Genomic DNA, 16,940 nt, shown 5'->3' with positions numbered 1-16,940 from the left:
ATGTATCAAACACCCTTGCTTGTTTGACTCAGCAAGGGTGCTCTCTTTTCTATCACCATTACCATTATAGCATAGTTTTGGTAATAGAACGAATATTCTATTTGTCCTATTTTAGCTTGTTGAAATTATTTTACCTGGTTGGAATTGTTCATGCAGATAATCGCTGGGATCGGTAGATAATAATTGGATAAGTCGAAGATCTCCGTTTTCCAATCGTTCTGCATAGCATGGCCGCATCTGATAAGTAACAAGTTCATACTGTTGATAATCAGCCTCTGTCAGATGTATATCTTCATAGGAAAGTGGTGTGTATAGAATCACTGGATCATCTCCTGTGACTGTTTATTTTGCTCAATTAATTCATTTAATTTGGACATTGCACCGCTAATACCACCGACTTCGTTTATTAATCCATATTCCACGGCATCTGCTCCAACGACATTTGTACCAATATCTCTGGTTAAATTACCTTTATCGAACATGAGATCCTTAAATTTTTCCTCTTTAATATTAGAGTGACTTGTAACAAATTGGATAACACGTTCCTGCATTTTATCAATGTATTCAAATGTTTGCGGCACACCAATTACCAGCCCCGTTAAACGGATCGGATGAATGGTCATCGTTGCAGATGGTGCGATAAAAGAATAATCCGTCGCCACTGCAATTGGAACACCGATGGAATGCCCTCCACCTAACACGACTGAGACAGTTGGCTTAGATATGGATGCAATCATTTCCGATAAGGCTAAGCCTGCTTCCACATCGCCACCTACTGTATTAAGAATGACTACTAATCCTTCAATTTTGGGATTTTGTTCAATCGCAACGATTTGAGGGATTAGATGCTCATATTTAGTTGTTTTGTTTTGCGGTGGTAATTGCACATGTCCTTCGACTTGACCGATGATGGATAATACATGAATATTCGAGTCCGGCGCATTGGGAACCGAAGATTGACCAAGCTGCTGGATTTTTTCCACAAGTGAGGAGGATGTTGATTCTTTTTCATTCGGTGATTGTTTTTCGTTCATAACTAATTACCCCTTTTCTCGATATTACTATGTAGTATGAACGAGCTGTCCGATTTCATTCTGTTCCATCGAAAAAGGAGCATGAATGATGCAAAACAAACATATACTGATACACAGGATATAACAAAACCGGGCATAAACCGGCCGATCCCAATTGTCTTAATTAATAATTACTTCCTATAATATGGATTGTGTTAACTAGCTTTAAAGTCGTCATTTTGAAATGTTTTGTGTGCTGGCATACCGCTCCGGCCAACCACTTCGCGTCCTGCGGGCACAGCTGAAGATCCACTTAGCTTGTACCTGCGTCTGCCAGTAACGACCGAAATAAGCTTCCTCGGCACAAAGCAGCACAGATGATTTTCAAGCAGCAGCCTAGCTGAAGCCGTGCCCACAGGACGTGGAGCCTATTGTCGAAGCTTTGCTAAGCAAATAATCTATATCAATATTACATTTTAATACAGTTCCACTTAACATAACCCATATTATAAGAACCCAACTTCATGTTCAACGAGATTACCTTTTTGATTGTATCTTATAAAAAAAAGAGCAATCTAATTAAAAGGTCCTGTTGCAAGGAACACTTTAACTGAGAAAGCTCTTTTTTATTTTATATGAAGTTGTGGTACACCAGCTTTATTGTACAGAGTCAAGAACCCTGAACAAATTCTGCTCCTCGAATGGCGAAAGAGGAACTAACGGCAAACGAACAGAACCTACATCAATATCTTTATATTTCAAAGCCGATTTGACTGGTGAAGGAGATGGTGCCATGAACAATGCACGCATAATCGGTAACAATTGACGGTGAAGCTGAGCGGCTTCTTTTACGTTGCCTTGCTCATATAACGTAATCATCTCTTTCATTTCTTTCCCAATTATGTGAGAAGAAACAGATACGATTCCTGTTCCACCGATTGATTGAATTGGCAGTGTTAACGAATCATCGCCACTGTAGACAGTAAAGTCTTCATCTACTTGATTGAGAATAGACGCGATACTGTCTAGATCACCTGTCGAATCCTTTACAGAAACAATATTATCTATTTGAGAAAGCGCAACGACCGTCTCCACGTTCAGTCGCACAACCGCTCGTGAAGGAATGTTATAAAGCATAATTGGCAGCTTGGTTTGATCGGCAATCGCTGCAAAATGCTGATACAATCCTTCCTGATTTGGTTTGTTATAGTAAGGTGTTACTATTAACGCTCCGTTTACTCCTAATTGCTCTGCCTCTTTCGTTAATTCAATCGAGGCCTGTGTATTATTGCTCCCGGTACCTGCAATAATCGGTACACGACCATCCACGACCTTAATGACATGTTTAAACAAGTCTATTTTTTCCTGGTGGCTTAATGTTGGGGATTCCCCTGTAGTTCCGGCGACAACAAGACCATCCGTACCAGACGCAATTAAATGTTCCACTAATTGTGTCGTTATATTAAAATCAATTTGATTATGCTTATCAAAAGGGGTCACCATTGCGGTTAACATTCTTCCGAAATCCATAATGTCACCATCTCCTTTCCAATCTCCTTCACCTAATTTTACAAATACTAACGATTCAAAGCAGATATATTACTGTATCGTTTGCTGTATGTTAGGACTAAATGGCTTCTTTATATATAAATGGCGATGATAATTATGCCATGAATTAACGAATTCATCAATAGATTTTCGTAATTAATTTTCTAAATCAAATGCCACATGCAATGCATTTAAGGCGTTTTCCAAATGTTTACTTTGGATGAGCACCCAAATAGTCCGATGACTATCGGCTGATTGCAAAATTGGAATATCTTTATTTGTCAACGTTTGAACAATTTTTGACGTGACACCAGGTACACCTGACATCCCTGCACCTACCAGAGATACTTTGGCACAGTCTTTATTGAACTCCGGCTGTAAACCGAGAGACTCCAGAACTTTTTTGGCAAGTATTTCGTCCCGTTCAAAAATCGTATAAATTACACCATTTGGTGAAATATTGATAAAGTCAACCGATATACCAGCTTCAGCCATTGCTTTAAAAACTTTGACATGAATTTGTTGTGGTTCTTTTAATTCTTTTATCTTAATCTGCGTAATATGATTAACATAGGCAATACCCGTAACAAGCCGATCCTGTACACTACCAGGATATTCGGAATCTGACAGGTTTGTAATTAATGTTCCTTTATCTCTAAGCATGGTGGAACGAACCCGGATTGGCACATTCGCTTGCATCGCAATTTCGACAGCACGCGGATGAATTACTTTAGCACCTTGATATGCCAGGTTGCAAATTTCTGTATAGGAAATAGCATCTAATCTTTTTGCGTTTGTAACTACACGCGGATCAGCTGTCATAATCCCATTTACATCGGTAAAAATATCAACATACTCCGCATCAAGTGCTGCCCCCAATGCAGTGGCAGAGGTATCACTACCTCCCCTGCCAATGGTTGTCACTTCATGGTTCTCTGTTCTTCCCTGAAAACCGGCTACGACAACTACCTGATGATCAGTCAACAATTGAAAGAGATGATTGGATTCGACCGTTTTAATTTGGGCATTTGTAAAAGTGTCTGTCGTGATGATTCCAGCTTCACCACCAGTAATACCTACTGCATTAATGTTTCGTTTTAATAGTTCATGCGAGAATACCGTGGCAGAGATGGTCTCCCCACAAGACAAAAGTAAATCCTTTTCTTTATTGCTTAACGAAGTGTCATTTCCATCAATTAAGGATAATAATGAATCAGTCGCATATGGGTCTGGAAAACGTCCCATTGCTGACACAACAACTACGACTTTAAAGCCTTCTCGTAATGCGTCCTCAATATGATGTACGGCATGTTCCCGCATTGTTTTATCTTTTACTGATGTTCCACCGAATTTTTGAACCAATACCCGCATTTTTACACCTCTTTTACTTACTTAGCCAGTTATTTTTAATTAGAGACTCAGCGATTTGTACAGAATTCCAGGCAGCACCCTTTAATAAGTTATCAGATACAACCCATAAATGGAATCCTTTCTCATTATCTAAGTCTTTACGGATACGGCCAACAAATACATCACTTTTACCTGCTGCCTCCAATGGCGTAGGATAAACTTGATTTTCCGGATCATCTTCTAGTACGATGCCATCTGCATTCTTAATTGCTTCTTTTAATTGTTCTGCTGTCACACCTTCATTGTTCACTTCTACATAGACACTTTCTGCATGTGAAGTAAAAAATGGTAAACGTACACAGGTAGCAGCCACTTGAATGCCGTCATCATGCATGATCTTTTTCGTTTCATTGATCATTTTCATTTCTTCGAAAGTATAGCCGTTCTCTTGAAAAACATCAATCTGTGGTAAAGCGTTAAACGCAATCGGATAATGTTTCTTTTCACCAGATACTGGTAACAGATCCGCTTGCATTTCTTCGCCCTCTAAGAAAGATTTTGCCTGATTACGAAGTTCATCAACTGCTTCGTTCCCAGCACCAGATACAGCCTGATAAGTGGAAACAATCACTCTGGATAAACCAAATTGTTCTTGAACTGGTTTTAATGCTGCCACCATCTGGATTGTTGAACAATTCGGATTGGCAATAATTCCATTATGCTGTTGGATATCACCTTCGTTGACTTCCGGTACTACTAATGGTACTTCAGGATCCATACGGTAAGCACTCGTATTATCTACTACTACTGCTCCACGTTTTACCGCTTCCGGTGCTAGTTTCTTAGATACGGATCCCCCAGCAGAAAATAGTGCAATATCTACACCTTCAAAGCTTTCAGGTGTTGCTTCCTGCACTGTATACGTATTCCCTTTATATTCTACCTGTTTTCCAGCAGAACGTTTGGAGGATAATAAAAGTAATTCTTTAATAGGAAAGTTCTTTTGCTCCAATGTTTCTAACATTTTTACACCTACTGCACCGGTAGCTCCAACCACCGCTACATTATATTGTTGTTCTGTTGTCATGTTATTAGTCCCCTTCCATTGCGTTACTGTTTATTTGATTGACTAGTTAATCATAACATATATTGCGTTTTTCTTTAATTATTTCACTATATTACTTTTTGTTTCGCTCAATAATTACTGGCTGCAACTGCTTGAATTCCAAGGCTTCTTTTACTGTCTCCGGTATTAATGTCATATCCGACACCATAGAATTTGGCTTCTTAACGGGATCATCCTGACCGAAAGGAACAAAATACATAAGCTTAGTAGCCATCAATCTCATTAAGTTGACGCCATTCAGTCCAAGAGCATCATTCGTTGATACACCGATCACAACAGGATTGCCATTTCTGATAGTTGCTTTGGTTGCCATCAGAACGGCACCATCTGTTATAGCGTTTGCTAATCTGCTCATGGAATTACCTGTTAATGGAGCTAATACCATCAAATCGAGAGGTTCTATCGGTCCTAGCGGCTCTGCATCAACTATGGTAGCAATTGGTTCTCTACCTGTAATTTCACGAATCCGATCCATATGATCTGCCGCTTTACCGAATTTACTATCCGTTTCTTTAAATGTATTCGAAACTACTGGTACAATTTCCGCCCCTAATTCGATTAATTTTTCCATTTGTGGAAAGACGGCTGCATAAGTACAATGAGATCCTGTTAAACCAAAACCAATTTTTTTCCCTTTTAAATCCACCTGAATACCTCCTATACTGATTTAAATATACTAAAATCATCAGCAAAAACATGGGCTTACGATATATGCCCAGTATATGCCCAGAAGGTTTAGGTGTTACTGTCAGGAAGCAAATAGTAATTTAGCGATGGTATTAGCGAGTATTTCACCAGCGGTTTTCGGAGCTACCATTCCTGGTAAGCCTAGTGCATGGATAGCATCAATTCCCCTAGTTTTGGCAAAATCAAAATCAATACCTCCTGGTTTAGAAGCCAAATCAATGATAATTGCTTGATTGTTCATTTTCTCCAACAATTTCTTATCGACGATTTTTGCTGGAATAGTATTGATTAATATCTGACAATCATCCATATGATCCTCTACTTGCTCCAAGTGATATGGTTGCCATCCTTTTTCGTAAATCCTTGCCAGTTCTGATTCATCTTTAGATATAACGGACACATTCGCTCCAAGTCCTGCAAAACTGCTTGCAGTAGTCTGACCTACTCGACCAAATCCAAAGACAAATACATCGGCATGATGAATTGTGAAATCAGTATGTTTAATAGCGAGCATAATCGCTCCTTCTGCTGTGGGAATCGAGTTGTAGATCGCGACGTCATCTCTATCCATTAGTGTTTCAAGGGAAAGGTTATAGTTATTAATATAGCTATCGAGTTTCGAAGTGGTGATTCCGGTGAATATTTTACAGTGGGATGGTAATGATTTAAACCATTCTTCCGTCAATTGAATCTTCTCACCAGAAAACATTGTTTCTACAAAGCCATTTTCATCGATACCGGTTATCGGTAATATAATACCATCTAATTGTGATGTTACTAGATTATCTATTGTCGATTGCATGACACCCGTATAACTTTGCTCCACCTGATCAAAACCTAGTATCTGAATTCTAAATTCATCTATCTTATTAAGCGCATGAATTAAAGGCAAATAGCGCGCATCGCCCCCAATAATTGCAATGTTTTTTTTCTTTTGCATGTTGTCACCTCACCATTATCTATACAATTCCAATCCTAACTTATCATATGTAAACACGGTACAGAAGTGAAGGGGCATATATCACAGGTTTTGAAGAGAAATTACGATCTTACAGTTACATGTTATTCATTCACTTCCAACTGGCTTTCATCACGCCACTCGATAAGAAGGCTATCTTCTATCCAAAACCAGGTTTTCGCTTACTGTTTTTAACTGAAGTTTATTTAAAGCTTCCTTTTCAGCCTGATTACTACTATAACTGTACTTATATACTTTCTTTGCTTACATAAGAAAAACCGGCCATAAACCACCCGGTCCTAGTTGACTTCATTAATAAACAACTTCCTATAATATGGATTATGTTAACTAGCCGCTTTATGCTTAGTAGTAATTTTGAAAGGATTCATGTGCTGGGATACCGCTCCGTCCAACCACTCCGCGTCCTGCGGGGCACGGCTGAAGCTAAGCTACTACTCGAAATACTTCTTTGCTGCCTTGCACCGAGGAAGCCTACTTCGAAGCGTTACTAGAAGACACAGGTGCAGACGTTGTGGATCTTCAGCGCCTGCATAATCCCGCGGGAGTCTCCGTGGTTGGCCTACGCTAGGATATGGACTCTACAACTTTTGTAAGAGGTAGCATATTGATCAATGTAAACATAACAGGGATGGAATGAATAACATAATGCCTAGATCCACTGCTTTTAGCTGTTCCATATGATGTAGCACTTCCCTAAAGCGTAGGAAATAGGCGGAGACTCCCGTGGAATCAGCGCGAGCTGAAGATCCACTTAGGAAAGAAAAGAATTTTCTTTCCTAAGTTAGCTGAAGCCGTGCCCACAGGACGCGGAGCCTATTTCCGGAGCTTTGCAACGCAGATAAAATATTTCAAAATGACCGTTTTGCCATATAGCCTTAGTTAACATAATCCATATTATAGGAACCTATCTTCCATCTTCCTATTCAGCATGATTACTTCTACGACTGTACTTATATACCTTCTTTGCTTAATAAAAAAACGAAGCTGTGATGGCTTCGTTTTACACTTCATCTGTTTGAACGATGATCATATCATCCCCGACTTTTTTGATTTGTTTCCATTTAATTCGGGAATACGATTCAGATTTTCTTAAACCAAACATACTGTACTGCGGAATGGTGAAAGATAGTATTTGGCCTGTTTTTTCATCTATCTCTAAATCTGTCTGACCTAATACTCCTAATCTTGAACCTGTAGTTAGATCAATTAATTCCTTACTGCCCAAATCATTAAAACGCATCTACTTTACCTCCAATCTAGAAATCAGGAGAAATAACTGCGATAGCCGATTGATCAGCTTGCAAACCGTTAAGAATTGCCTCTACGTCTTCTAACTGTATACGATCTATTTGCTTCATCACTTGTTCTAAGGACGGATGATCCTCTAACAACAACTCATTTCTTGCATTTCTGCTCATTTTACTATTTGTACTTTCTAAACTTAGCATATATAAACCTTTCAGCTGTTCCTTACTGATTTCCCATTCCTTTTCGGTCAGGCCATTAGTTCTAAGCTGATCTGTTACAGAAAAAATTTTATCCTGCACTTGTTGCAACTGATGTTTAGATGTTCCTGCATAAATCGTTAACAGACCACTGTCGATAAAAGCACTGTGATAGGAAAAAATTGAGTACGCCATTCCATCTTTTTCACGGATTTCCTGGAACAATCTGGAACTCATACTACCGCCTAATACGTTGTTGACGATCATCATTGCATGTATTGACTTATCTGTCACATCTACTCCGTTAAAGCCGATACAAAGGTGTGCTTGTTCCGTCTCTTTTTGAAACTTTGCATTACCAGTATGAAAAACTGGCGAAATAAGCATCTCTTTATTTCTGGTCAACGGATTTGTTTCAAATTGCAAATATTCCTCTACGGTATTCATATAATCTTGGTCCGTGTTACCAGCAATCGAAACGACTATATTCTCTGGACGGTAGTGCTCCTGCATATAACAGGATAATTGCTGCTTGGTTAATTGCTCCACTGTTGCTTTCGAACCGAGAATCGGTTTAGCAAGCATATGATCTTGATAAATCATTTCGTGTAGTTTGTCATGGATGATGTCGTCTGGTGTATCTTCTGTCATATTGATTTCTTCTAAGATCACTTTCTTTTCCCTATCCATTTCGATTGAATCCAAATTCGAATGAAGAATCATGTCTGCTAGAATCTCGATTGCCATATTTTGATGGGTATCAAGTACTTTGGCATAATAACATGTATATTCTTTGGACGTGAATGCATTGATTTCTCCACCTATTCCGTCAAACGCCTCAGCAATTTCCTGTGGAGTACGATTTTTCGTTCCTTTAAACAACATATGCTCAATAAAATGAGATATGCCATTCAACCTTTCCGTTTCGTTACGTGAACCTGTTTTCACCCATATACCGATCGTAATAGACCGAACTGTTGTAATTTGCTCCAATACGATCCGCAAACCATTCTTGCATTCCTTTCTATGTAACAAATGAAATCCTCCTATATCATTAGTGTTTCTATAGTTCCTTTATTACCATTTCAAGCATATATATACTTTTTAGTTAACATAATACAGATTATGTTAAGTACAAATGGTATGACAATGTGATCATATAAATAGCGTAGGCCAATCACGTAGACTCCCGCAGTACAGTACGAGCTGAAGATCGACTTTGTGAAGTGCCTTTTCTTCACAAAGTTAGCAGACCGCAGTATGCGAAGTGGTACCCCACGTAACGCAGACATACTCTACATGATAACCAACCATACTAATACTTCGTCCATTCTCAACGTGTAAAAAAAAGAAACTGGTTAGCCAGCTTCTTTTTTGTTTAATCGTTTTGTTTTTGTTCTTTTTCTTTTTCGTCAATAAGAACTGCTTTTCTGGATAGATTTACACGGCCTTGACGATCGATTTCTTTTACTTTCACCATTATCTGGTCACCGATCTTCACAACATCTTCGACTTTGCCAATGCGTTCTTCTGCCAATTCAGAAATGTGCACAAGACCTTCTTTTCCTTTAAACAATTCAACAAAAGCCCCGAACTTCTCGACACGTTTTACAGTACCTAAGTACATCTGGCCAACTTCTACTTCTCGTACGATATCTTCTATTAACTGTTTTGCTTTGTTGTTCATCGTCATATCTGTAGAGGAAATAAATACATGTCCATCTTGTTCAATATCGATTTTGACACCTGTTTCTTCAATGATCTTGTTAATCTGTTTACCGCTTGGTCCGATGACATCACGGATTTTATCAGGATTAATTTCCATCGTAAGAATTTTTGGTGCATAATCAGAAAGTTGCTCTTTTGGTTCGTTAATCGTTTCTAACATGTGAGAAAGAATATGCTTACGACCTTTTTTCGCTTGTGTAAGAGCTTCTTCTAAAATTTCACGAGATAAACCATCAATTTTAATATCCATCTGCAGAGCAGTAACACCCTGTTCTGTACCTGCTACTTTAAAGTCCATATCGCCTAGGAAATCTTCCATCCCCTGGATATCACTTAAAATCGTGTAGTCCTCACCAGATTTGACAAGTCCCATCGCAATACCTGCTACAGGTGCTTTAATTGGCACACCGGCATCCATCATTGCTAATGTACTTGCACAGATACTTGCTTGCGATGTAGAACCATTAGATTCTAATACTTCTGAAACAAGACGAATAGTGTATGGGAATTCTTTTTCGTCAGGAACGACTTTTTCCAATGCTCGTTCCCCTAATGCACCGTGTCCAATTTCACGACGACCAGGACCACGAATCGGGCCAGTTTCACCAACACTAAAGGATGGGAAATTATAATGATGCATAAATCGTTTGGACTCTTCTGCATCTAATCCGTCTAGAATTTGCACATCACCCAGTGCACCTAGTGTACAAATGCTTAATGCTTGCGTTTGGCCACGAGTGAACAAGCCGGATCCGTGAGTACGAGGTAACACACTGATTCTTGAAGAAAGCGGTCGGATTTCGTCAATCTTTCTCCCATCAGGACGAACCTTTTCTTTTGTGATCAATCGACGCACTTCTTCTTTGACGATTTTATCAAGTACAGCAGACACCTGTTTCAGTTTATCCTCTGCACCATTGTCTTCTTGTTCTTCATATTCTGCTTTAATGTCAGTTTTCACAGCATCAATTGCTTCTTCACGAGCATGTTTTTCCTGTACCTGGATTGCTTCGACAAGACGTTGCTTCGCTTTTGCTTCTACTTCCTCCACAATTGCTGCATCAAGATCAAACAATTTAATTTCCATCTTCTCAACTTGTAATGCTGCAATAATTTCTTCTTGAAAAGCAATCAAACGTTTAATTTCTTCATGACCAAACATAATTGCTTCTAACATGATTTCTTCCGGCACTTCATTAGCACCAGCTTCCACCATATTAATCGCATCTTTCGTACCCGCTACTGTTAAGTCGATATCGCTTTTTTCACGTTCTTCAAGTGTCGGGTTAATAATAAACTGGCCATCTACTCGGCCTACAACAACGCCCGCAATAGGACCACCGAACGGAATATCAGAAACACTTAACGCGATGGAAGAACCGATCATTGCCGCAATTTCTGTCGGTAAATTCTGATCCACACTCATCACTGTGCTGATAACTTGTACTTCATTTCGGAATCCATCTGGAAATAAAGGACGAATCGGACGGTCAATCAAACGGGAAGTCAAGACAGCCTTTTCGCTAGGTCGACCTTCACGCTTAATAAAACCACCAGGAATTTTACCTACCGCATATAAACGTTCTTCATAGTTAACGGTTAACGGGAAAAAAGGTAAGTCCTTTGGTTCCTTAGATGCAGTTGCTGTTGCCAAAACTGCTGTATCACCATAGTGCACCATACATGCACCATTTGCCTGTTTCGCCAATTCTCCAATTTCCACACGGAATGGTTGGCCGGCAATTTCAGTTGAAAATACTTTCTTTTCCTCTGCCATTATAGAACTCCTCTCAAAACAACTATGCTTATAGCCACTAATTGCTATTTTAGCATGTTGTTGGTACATATGTAACTAGTAGCATTTATTAAATTCAATCCAGTATGTCTATAGTATTTTCTAAATTCCTTAGGATTAATCAAATAAACTTATTTTTGCATACAGAAAAAGCGGGATGACTCCCGCTTTCCTTGACTTATCGACGTAAGCCTAATTTTTGAATTAGAGTACGATAACGCGCAACATCTTTATTACGTAGGTAATTTAATAAGTTACGACGTTTACCAACCATCTTTAAAAGACCACGACGAGAATGGTGATCTTTCTTATGAATACGTAAGTGATTATTCAAATTATTGATTTCCTCTGTAAGGACAGCAATTTGAACTTCTGGAGATCCAGTATCGTTCTCATGTGTTTTGTATTCACCGATGATTTCGTTTTTACGATCTTGAGTGATAGCCATCCTATTCACCTCCTGTACTAATTTCTTGAAACCCCAATCCCCTAGCAGTCGTCGGAGACTCGAATAGCCAAGCGGATGGTTCCATATTAAAGATTACAACTTTTCAGGACAAATTGCAAGTAGTTTCAATGATTTATTGCAAAAAATTCTCTGCTGACGTACTCATCTACTTTTAATTTGTCCACTAATTCTTCAACACCTGTAAATTTCTCTTCATCACGGATATATTTTCTCCAATAAATAGTCACATTATCTCCGTATATGTTTTCATTAAAATCAAAAATGTGCACTTCCAATTTTGTATTTTCCCTGTCATCAGTGAAAGTTGGATTATAGCCAAGATTAGCCATACCGTAATAAAATGATTCATTAATCTTAACTTCTACAGCATATACCCCAATTTTTGGTAAAAAATAGTTATCAGCTATTTTCAAATTCGCTGTGGGGAAACCAATAGTTCGACCGCGTTTATCTCCGTGGACAACTTCTCCGGTCAATGCATAAGGTCTTCCCAGTAATACCTCTGCTTTTTCCATCTCACCAAGCTGCAAGGCTTCACGAATTCTGGTAGAACTGATTTTGTCCTCTTGATGATCAAATCTGGATACTTTCGTTACATCCAGTTCATTTGCTGTAAAACTGTGAATATTATCCATATTACCGGCCCCTTTATGACCGAAAGTAAAGTCAAAGCCTGCCACCAAATGAGAAATGTTCAAACCTGAAATAAAATGTTCAATAAATGCTTGTGGCGAAAGTTGAGCTAATTGCTGATCAAAGCGAATAATATAAAGGTTATCCACTCCGAGCGTATCCATTCTTTTTATTTTGTCTTCTATCGGAGTAATATATTTCACTTGTTCTTTTTTCTGCTGTAAGACAACAGATGGATGTGGATCAAAAGTTATCACCGCTGCATGTTTATGTTGATCTTCGGCAATCTGCTTGGCTTTGTTTATAACCTTTTGATGGCCTTTGTGAACACCATCAAAAAATCCAATTGCAGCCACAGCAGCTGGCAGCTGGTTTGTTTGTAAGGAATGTGGATAGTAAAGGGATGTTACTTCCATCTGTCTCACCTACTTTCTTTCGTTGAATCTAAATACCCTAGCCGGTTTAATCTGGTGCTGATCATTCAGAGTCTGATAAATCGCAATCGTATGTTGCTGATACACCATTCTAAAAAATGGTGTGCGTGGTACAGGTTCCGGCATCGGCAGTTTCTGTCCATGTAACACCTTGACTTTCGTACTTTCAGAAATCTCGATTTTATCCATATGAGCTAAAGCTCGATCAATAGTTAACAAAGGGATTACGCGTTCCTCTTCTTTCATTAACTGCAATTGAGCTAAAGTCAATGTTTGATCTTGCGCAATATGTCCTGTTGCAGTACGGACAAGGTGTGCCATATGCGCTGGATACCCTAGTGCTTTTCCTATATCAACACATAACGTACGAATGTATGTACCCTTTGAACAGGTAACCTCAAACTCTATTGTTTGTGTCTTTTCTACTTTATCATACGTCGTATCTAAAAAACGAATATTGTGAACTGTAATACTGCGAATAGGCCGTTCGACCGGTTCGTTCGCACGTGCATACTCATATAACTTCTTACCGTTTACTTTTACCGCAGAATATAATGGTACCTGTTGCTGCGTTTCGCCTGCAAATCCCTCTAAAACAGCTATAATAGCATCGTTTTCTAACGGCTTATCTACAGCGGCTTGTTGCATTACGGTACCTGTTTGATCTTCGGTATCCGTCGAAAAACCAATTTTTGCAACAGCGCGGTATGTTTTTGTTGTATCTGTTAGGTACGGAACAATTTTGGTAGCTTCTCCGATACAGATTGGTAAAACACCTTCTACTTCTGGATCTAGAGTTCCTGTATGTCCTACTTTTTTGGTCCGAAGCAATTTTCTCACTTTAAATACACAATCATGAGATGTCATGCCTTTTGTTTTCCACAATGGTAAAATCCCGTCCATATGTCACCTCTTTTAAGCGTTAATACGCTTTGTTGAATTAGACAGTGAGAAAACCCTTGTAATGACAAGGGTTTTCTACATGTTAGTCTTCTTCGTTTGTATCGTTCAATTCACGCAGGATATGTTCTATTCGATTACCACGTTCAATCGTATCATCAAAGTCGAACATTAATTCTGGTGTTTTTCTTAATCGAATTCGCTTGCCAATTTCTGATCGGATGAATCCTTTCGCTTTTGCAAGTCCGATTAAGGTTTCCTGACGCTTATTTTCGTCACCTAATACAGATATAAAAACTTTCGCTTGCTGCAAATCACCGGTCACTTCTACATCCGTGATGGTTACAAAACCAACGCGCGGGTCTTTGATTTTTCGAGAGATTATATCACCAAGCTCTTTTTTCATTTGTTCGGCGACTCGATTAGAGCGTAATTCCCCCATCCGTATCACCTCTTTCTATAATCCATTAGTTATTTGATTTCTACATTTGTAATGGTTCGTTCAATTTCTGTGAAGGAATCAATGATTTTGCATGCTTGCTGCATCATTTGTTCTCCCAATTCGACCGTAGTCGTGACCGTAACGATGGCGAATTTCGATCGTTGCCATAAGTCTTGATAATCGATCTCCGCAATCGCTACATTTAATTGTTTCGTTAACCGATTTTGTATCCTCTTTAGTACAGAACGCTTATCTTTCAATGAATGACATTCATAAAGAATAAACTCAACCTCGGCATAGGTAATCATTAGATTTGCACTTCTTCCATTACATATGCTTCGATTACATCGCCTTCTTTAATGTCATTGTAGTTCTTGATCGTGATACCACACTCATAGTTTTGAGCTACTTCTTTCACATCGTCTTTAAAACGTTTGAGCGTATCGATTTCACCTTCAAACACAACTACCCCGTCACGGATTAAGCGTATTCCGGAGTCTCTTGTTACTTTACCATCCGTTACATATGCACCGGCAATGGTACCAATTTTAGAAACCTTAAAGATTTCTCTAACTTCTACTTGCCCAATTACTTTTTCTTCAAATTCTGGATCCAGCATACCTTTCATCGCTGCTTCCACTTCTTCAATTGCTTTGTAAATAACACGGTGTAAACGAATATCTACTTTTTCTGATTCAGCCGCTTTCTTCGCATTGTTATCAGGGCGAACATTAAAGCCGATGACAATTGCGTTTGATGCGGATGCCAAGATAATATCAGATTCTTTAATTGCACCTACGCCTGTATGGATAATGTTAACTTTTACCCCTTCTACATCGATCTTTTGCAGCGATGCTGCCAAAGCTTCCACCGATCCTTGCACATCTGCTTTTAAAATAACATTGATGTCTTTAATATCACCTTGTTTAATTTGTTCGAATAGATCATCAAGGCTTACACGAGATTGCGAACCACGTTTTTCTTCCAATTGGATTTCCTGACGCATTTCACCAATCTGGCGTGCTTGCTTTTCATCTTTGAATACAACAAAGCGATCGCCAGCCAACGGCACATCATTTAATCCTGTGATTTCTACAGGCGTCGAAGGTCCAGCTGATTTAATACGTTTGCCAAGGTCATTTACCATTGCACGAACACGGCCAAATGTATTACCAACTACAATTGGATCTCCTACTTTTAGTGTACCATTTTGCACTAATAATGATGCAACAGAACCGCGACCTTTATCTAATTGTGCTTCAATTACGGTACCATCTGCTAAACGGTCAGCATTTGCCTTCAATTCTTCTACTTCCGATACAAGAAGAATCATTTCTAATAAATCATCAATGCCTTCTCCTTTTAGTGCAGATAAGTTTACAAAGATGGTGTCTCCACCCCAGTCCTCTGGGATTAACTGATATTCTGTTAATTCTTGCATTACGCGGTCAGGATTAGCACCCTCTTTATCCATTTTGTTCACTGCAACAATAATAGGTACTTCTGCTGCTTTGGCATGATTGATCGCTTCAACCGTTTGTGGCATAACACCATCATCAGCTGCAACAACTAAAATCGCAATATCTGTAATTTGAGCACCTCTGGAACGCATGCTGGTAAAGGCAGCGTGACCAGGTGTATCCAGAAATGTAACTTTTTTATCATTTTCGCTTATTTGATAAGCACCAATATGTTGCGTAATTCCACCAGCTTCGCCTTCTGTCACCTTCGTATTACGGATCGAATCCAATAAGGTTGTTTTACCATGATCAACGTGCCCCATGATAGTTACTACCGGCGGACGCTCTTCTAGTTTTTCCGGATCTTCTTCAGCGATATAATTTGCTAAATCCGATTTATCCACTTCCACTTCTTCCTCTACTTCTACACCGTACTCACCACAGATTAATTCTAAGGCATCTTCGTCAAGATCCTGATTTTTCGTTGCCATTACTCCTAAAAACATGAGTTTTTTAATGATTTCGTTAGTTTCTTTGTTTAACTTCTCGGCAAGTTCACCTACTGTAATGGAACCAATGTAAGTAATCTTTTCTGGTTGTTTTGGCTGTGTATTTGCCTTTTTCGATTCCTGTTTTGGCGCTTCTTTTTTATGATTATCCTGTTTTTTCTGTTTCTTTTGATTTTTATTGGACGGCTTATTTGAATGTTGTCCAGAGCCTTTTTTGTGATCATTCTTATTGTTTTCTTGTTGTTTTGGCTGTTCTTTCGTTGATGCTTTGAATGTTTGATCTAACTTTGTGATTGTTTCGTCTGAAATTGTAGCCATGTGATTGGAGACTGGTGTATTCAGCTCACTTAATTTATTAATAATATCTTTGCTTGTTTTATTTACTTGCTTTGCGTATTCATATACTCGTATTTTTGACATAC

General features: G+C 38.9%; 16 protein-coding genes. All 16 read right to left on the bottom strand.

Going from position 1 to position 16,940, the window contains the following annotated elements:
* Window positions 1–111: 111 nt before the first annotated feature.
* The 16 genes from MUN87_RS01615 to infB all read right to left on the bottom strand — a co-directional run bounded on the left by MUN87_RS01615 (window position 112) and on the right by infB (window position 16,938).
* Window positions 112–321, bottom strand: a complete 210-nt coding sequence (locus MUN87_RS01615; protein ID WP_244745721.1) for a YlzJ-like family protein — start codon at window positions 319–321, stop codon at window positions 112–114.
* A complete protein-coding gene (locus tag MUN87_RS01610) occupies window positions 318–1,034 on the bottom strand; it encodes a ClpP family protease (protein ID WP_244745719.1) in 717 nt (238 codons plus the stop codon). Before MUN87_RS01610 ends, MUN87_RS01615 begins: the two co-directional genes overlap by 4 nt.
* Before the next feature lie 636 nt (window positions 1,035–1,670).
* On the bottom strand, window positions 1,671–2,543 hold the full coding sequence (dapA, locus tag MUN87_RS01605) for a 4-hydroxy-tetrahydrodipicolinate synthase (protein WP_244745717.1): 873 nt from the start codon (window positions 2,541–2,543) through the stop codon (window positions 1,671–1,673).
* A gap of 174 nt (window positions 2,544–2,717) precedes the next feature.
* Window positions 2,718–3,932 carry an aspartate kinase gene (gene dapG / locus MUN87_RS01600; RefSeq protein WP_244745715.1) on the bottom strand — a complete coding sequence of 405 codons (1,215 nt, stop codon included), beginning with the start codon at window positions 3,930–3,932 and terminating at the stop codon, window positions 2,718–2,720.
* A 13-nt stretch (window positions 3,933–3,945) separates the two neighbouring features.
* A complete protein-coding gene (asd, locus tag MUN87_RS01595) occupies window positions 3,946–4,998 on the bottom strand; it encodes an aspartate-semialdehyde dehydrogenase (protein WP_244745713.1) in 1,053 nt (350 codons plus the stop codon).
* A gap of 91 nt (window positions 4,999–5,089) precedes the next feature.
* Window positions 5,090–5,683, bottom strand: a complete 594-nt coding sequence (locus MUN87_RS01590) for a dipicolinate synthase subunit B (protein ID WP_244745711.1) — start codon at window positions 5,681–5,683, stop codon at window positions 5,090–5,092.
* A 102-nt stretch (window positions 5,684–5,785) separates the two neighbouring features.
* Window positions 5,786–6,664 (bottom strand): dipicolinic acid synthetase subunit A, encoded by an 879-nt coding sequence (dpaA, locus tag MUN87_RS01585; protein ID WP_244745709.1) that lies wholly within the window; start codon window positions 6,662–6,664, stop codon window positions 5,786–5,788.
* A gap of 1,039 nt (window positions 6,665–7,703) precedes the next feature.
* Window positions 7,704–7,943, bottom strand: a complete 240-nt coding sequence (locus MUN87_RS01580) for a YlmC/YmxH family sporulation protein (protein ID WP_244717390.1) — start codon at window positions 7,941–7,943, stop codon at window positions 7,704–7,706.
* 16 nt (window positions 7,944–7,959) lie between these two features.
* Window positions 7,960–9,183, bottom strand: a complete 1,224-nt coding sequence (locus tag MUN87_RS01575) for a M16 family metallopeptidase (protein WP_244745707.1) — start codon at window positions 9,181–9,183, stop codon at window positions 7,960–7,962.
* Between the two features lie 343 nt (window positions 9,184–9,526).
* Complete coding sequence (gene pnp / locus MUN87_RS01570; protein WP_244745705.1) at window positions 9,527–11,653, bottom strand: polyribonucleotide nucleotidyltransferase; 2,127 nt, start codon at window positions 11,651–11,653, stop codon at window positions 9,527–9,529.
* Window positions 11,654–11,849: 196 nt separating this feature from the next.
* A complete protein-coding gene (gene rpsO, locus MUN87_RS01565) occupies window positions 11,850–12,119 on the bottom strand; it encodes a 30S ribosomal protein S15 (protein WP_244745703.1) in 270 nt (89 codons plus the stop codon).
* A 125-nt stretch (window positions 12,120–12,244) separates the two neighbouring features.
* Window positions 12,245–13,189 carry a bifunctional riboflavin kinase/FAD synthetase gene (locus MUN87_RS01560; RefSeq protein WP_244745701.1) on the bottom strand — a complete coding sequence of 315 codons (945 nt, stop codon included), beginning with the start codon at window positions 13,187–13,189 and terminating at the stop codon, window positions 12,245–12,247.
* A gap of 9 nt (window positions 13,190–13,198) precedes the next feature.
* Window positions 13,199–14,110 (bottom strand): tRNA pseudouridine(55) synthase TruB, encoded by a 912-nt coding sequence (gene truB / locus MUN87_RS01555; protein ID WP_244745699.1) that lies wholly within the window; start codon window positions 14,108–14,110, stop codon window positions 13,199–13,201.
* Between the two features lie 82 nt (window positions 14,111–14,192).
* Window positions 14,193–14,549, bottom strand: coding sequence for a 30S ribosome-binding factor RbfA (gene rbfA, locus MUN87_RS01550; protein WP_244745697.1), 357 nt, complete (start codon window positions 14,547–14,549; stop codon window positions 14,193–14,195).
* Window positions 14,550–14,578: 29 nt separating this feature from the next.
* Window positions 14,579–14,857 (bottom strand): DUF503 domain-containing protein, encoded by a 279-nt coding sequence (locus MUN87_RS01545; protein ID WP_244745695.1) that lies wholly within the window; start codon window positions 14,855–14,857, stop codon window positions 14,579–14,581.
* On the bottom strand, window positions 14,857–16,938 hold the full coding sequence (infB, locus tag MUN87_RS01540) for a translation initiation factor IF-2 (RefSeq protein ID WP_244745693.1): 2,082 nt from the start codon (window positions 16,936–16,938) through the stop codon (window positions 14,857–14,859). Before infB ends, MUN87_RS01545 begins: the two co-directional genes overlap by 1 nt.
* Window positions 16,939–16,940 lie beyond the last annotated feature (2 nt).

The sequence above is a fragment of the Gracilibacillus salinarum genome, from assembly GCF_022919575.1.
GTDB lineage: Bacteria > Bacillota > Bacilli > Bacillales > Amphibacillaceae > Gracilibacillus > Gracilibacillus salinarum.
Note: the sequence above shows the minus strand (reverse complement) of the source record. Positions and strands in the feature narration are given on the sequence as shown.

Bases quoted from the DNA above. Each gene is read 5' to 3' on its own strand.
- infB (WP_244745693.1), bottom strand. From the start codon at position 16,938: ATGTCAAAAATACGAGTATATGAATACGCAAAGCAAGTAAATAAAACA.
- MUN87_RS01580 (WP_244717390.1), bottom strand. From the start codon at position 7,943: ATGCGTTTTAATGATTTGGGCAGTAAGGAATTAATTGATCTAACTACA.
- MUN87_RS01560 (WP_244745701.1), bottom strand. From the start codon at position 13,189: ATGGAAGTAACATCCCTTTACTATCCACATTCCTTACAAACAAACCAG.
- MUN87_RS01610 (WP_244745719.1), bottom strand. From the start codon at position 1,034: ATGAACGAAAAACAATCACCGAATGAAAAAGAATCAACATCCTCCTCA.
- rpsO (WP_244745703.1), bottom strand. From the start codon at position 12,119: ATGGCTATCACTCAAGATCGTAAAAACGAAATCATCGGTGAATACAAA.
- asd (WP_244745713.1), bottom strand. From the start codon at position 4,998: ATGACAACAGAACAACAATATAATGTAGCGGTGGTTGGAGCTACCGGT.
- rbfA (WP_244745697.1), bottom strand. From the start codon at position 14,549: ATGGGGGAATTACGCTCTAATCGAGTCGCCGAACAAATGAAAAAAGAG.
- MUN87_RS01545 (WP_244745695.1), bottom strand. From the start codon at position 14,857: ATGATTACCTATGCCGAGGTTGAGTTTATTCTTTATGAATGTCATTCA.
- dapA (WP_244745717.1), bottom strand. From the start codon at position 2,543: ATGGATTTCGGAAGAATGTTAACCGCAATGGTGACCCCTTTTGATAAG.
- truB (WP_244745699.1), bottom strand. From the start codon at position 14,110: ATGGACGGGATTTTACCATTGTGGAAAACAAAAGGCATGACATCTCAT.
- dpaA (WP_244745709.1), bottom strand. From the start codon at position 6,664: ATGCAAAAGAAAAAAAACATTGCAATTATTGGGGGCGATGCGCGCTAT.
- pnp (WP_244745705.1), bottom strand. From the start codon at position 11,653: ATGGCAGAGGAAAAGAAAGTATTTTCAACTGAAATTGCCGGCCAACCA.
- dapG (WP_244745715.1), bottom strand. From the start codon at position 3,932: ATGCGGGTATTGGTTCAAAAATTCGGTGGAACATCAGTAAAAGATAAA.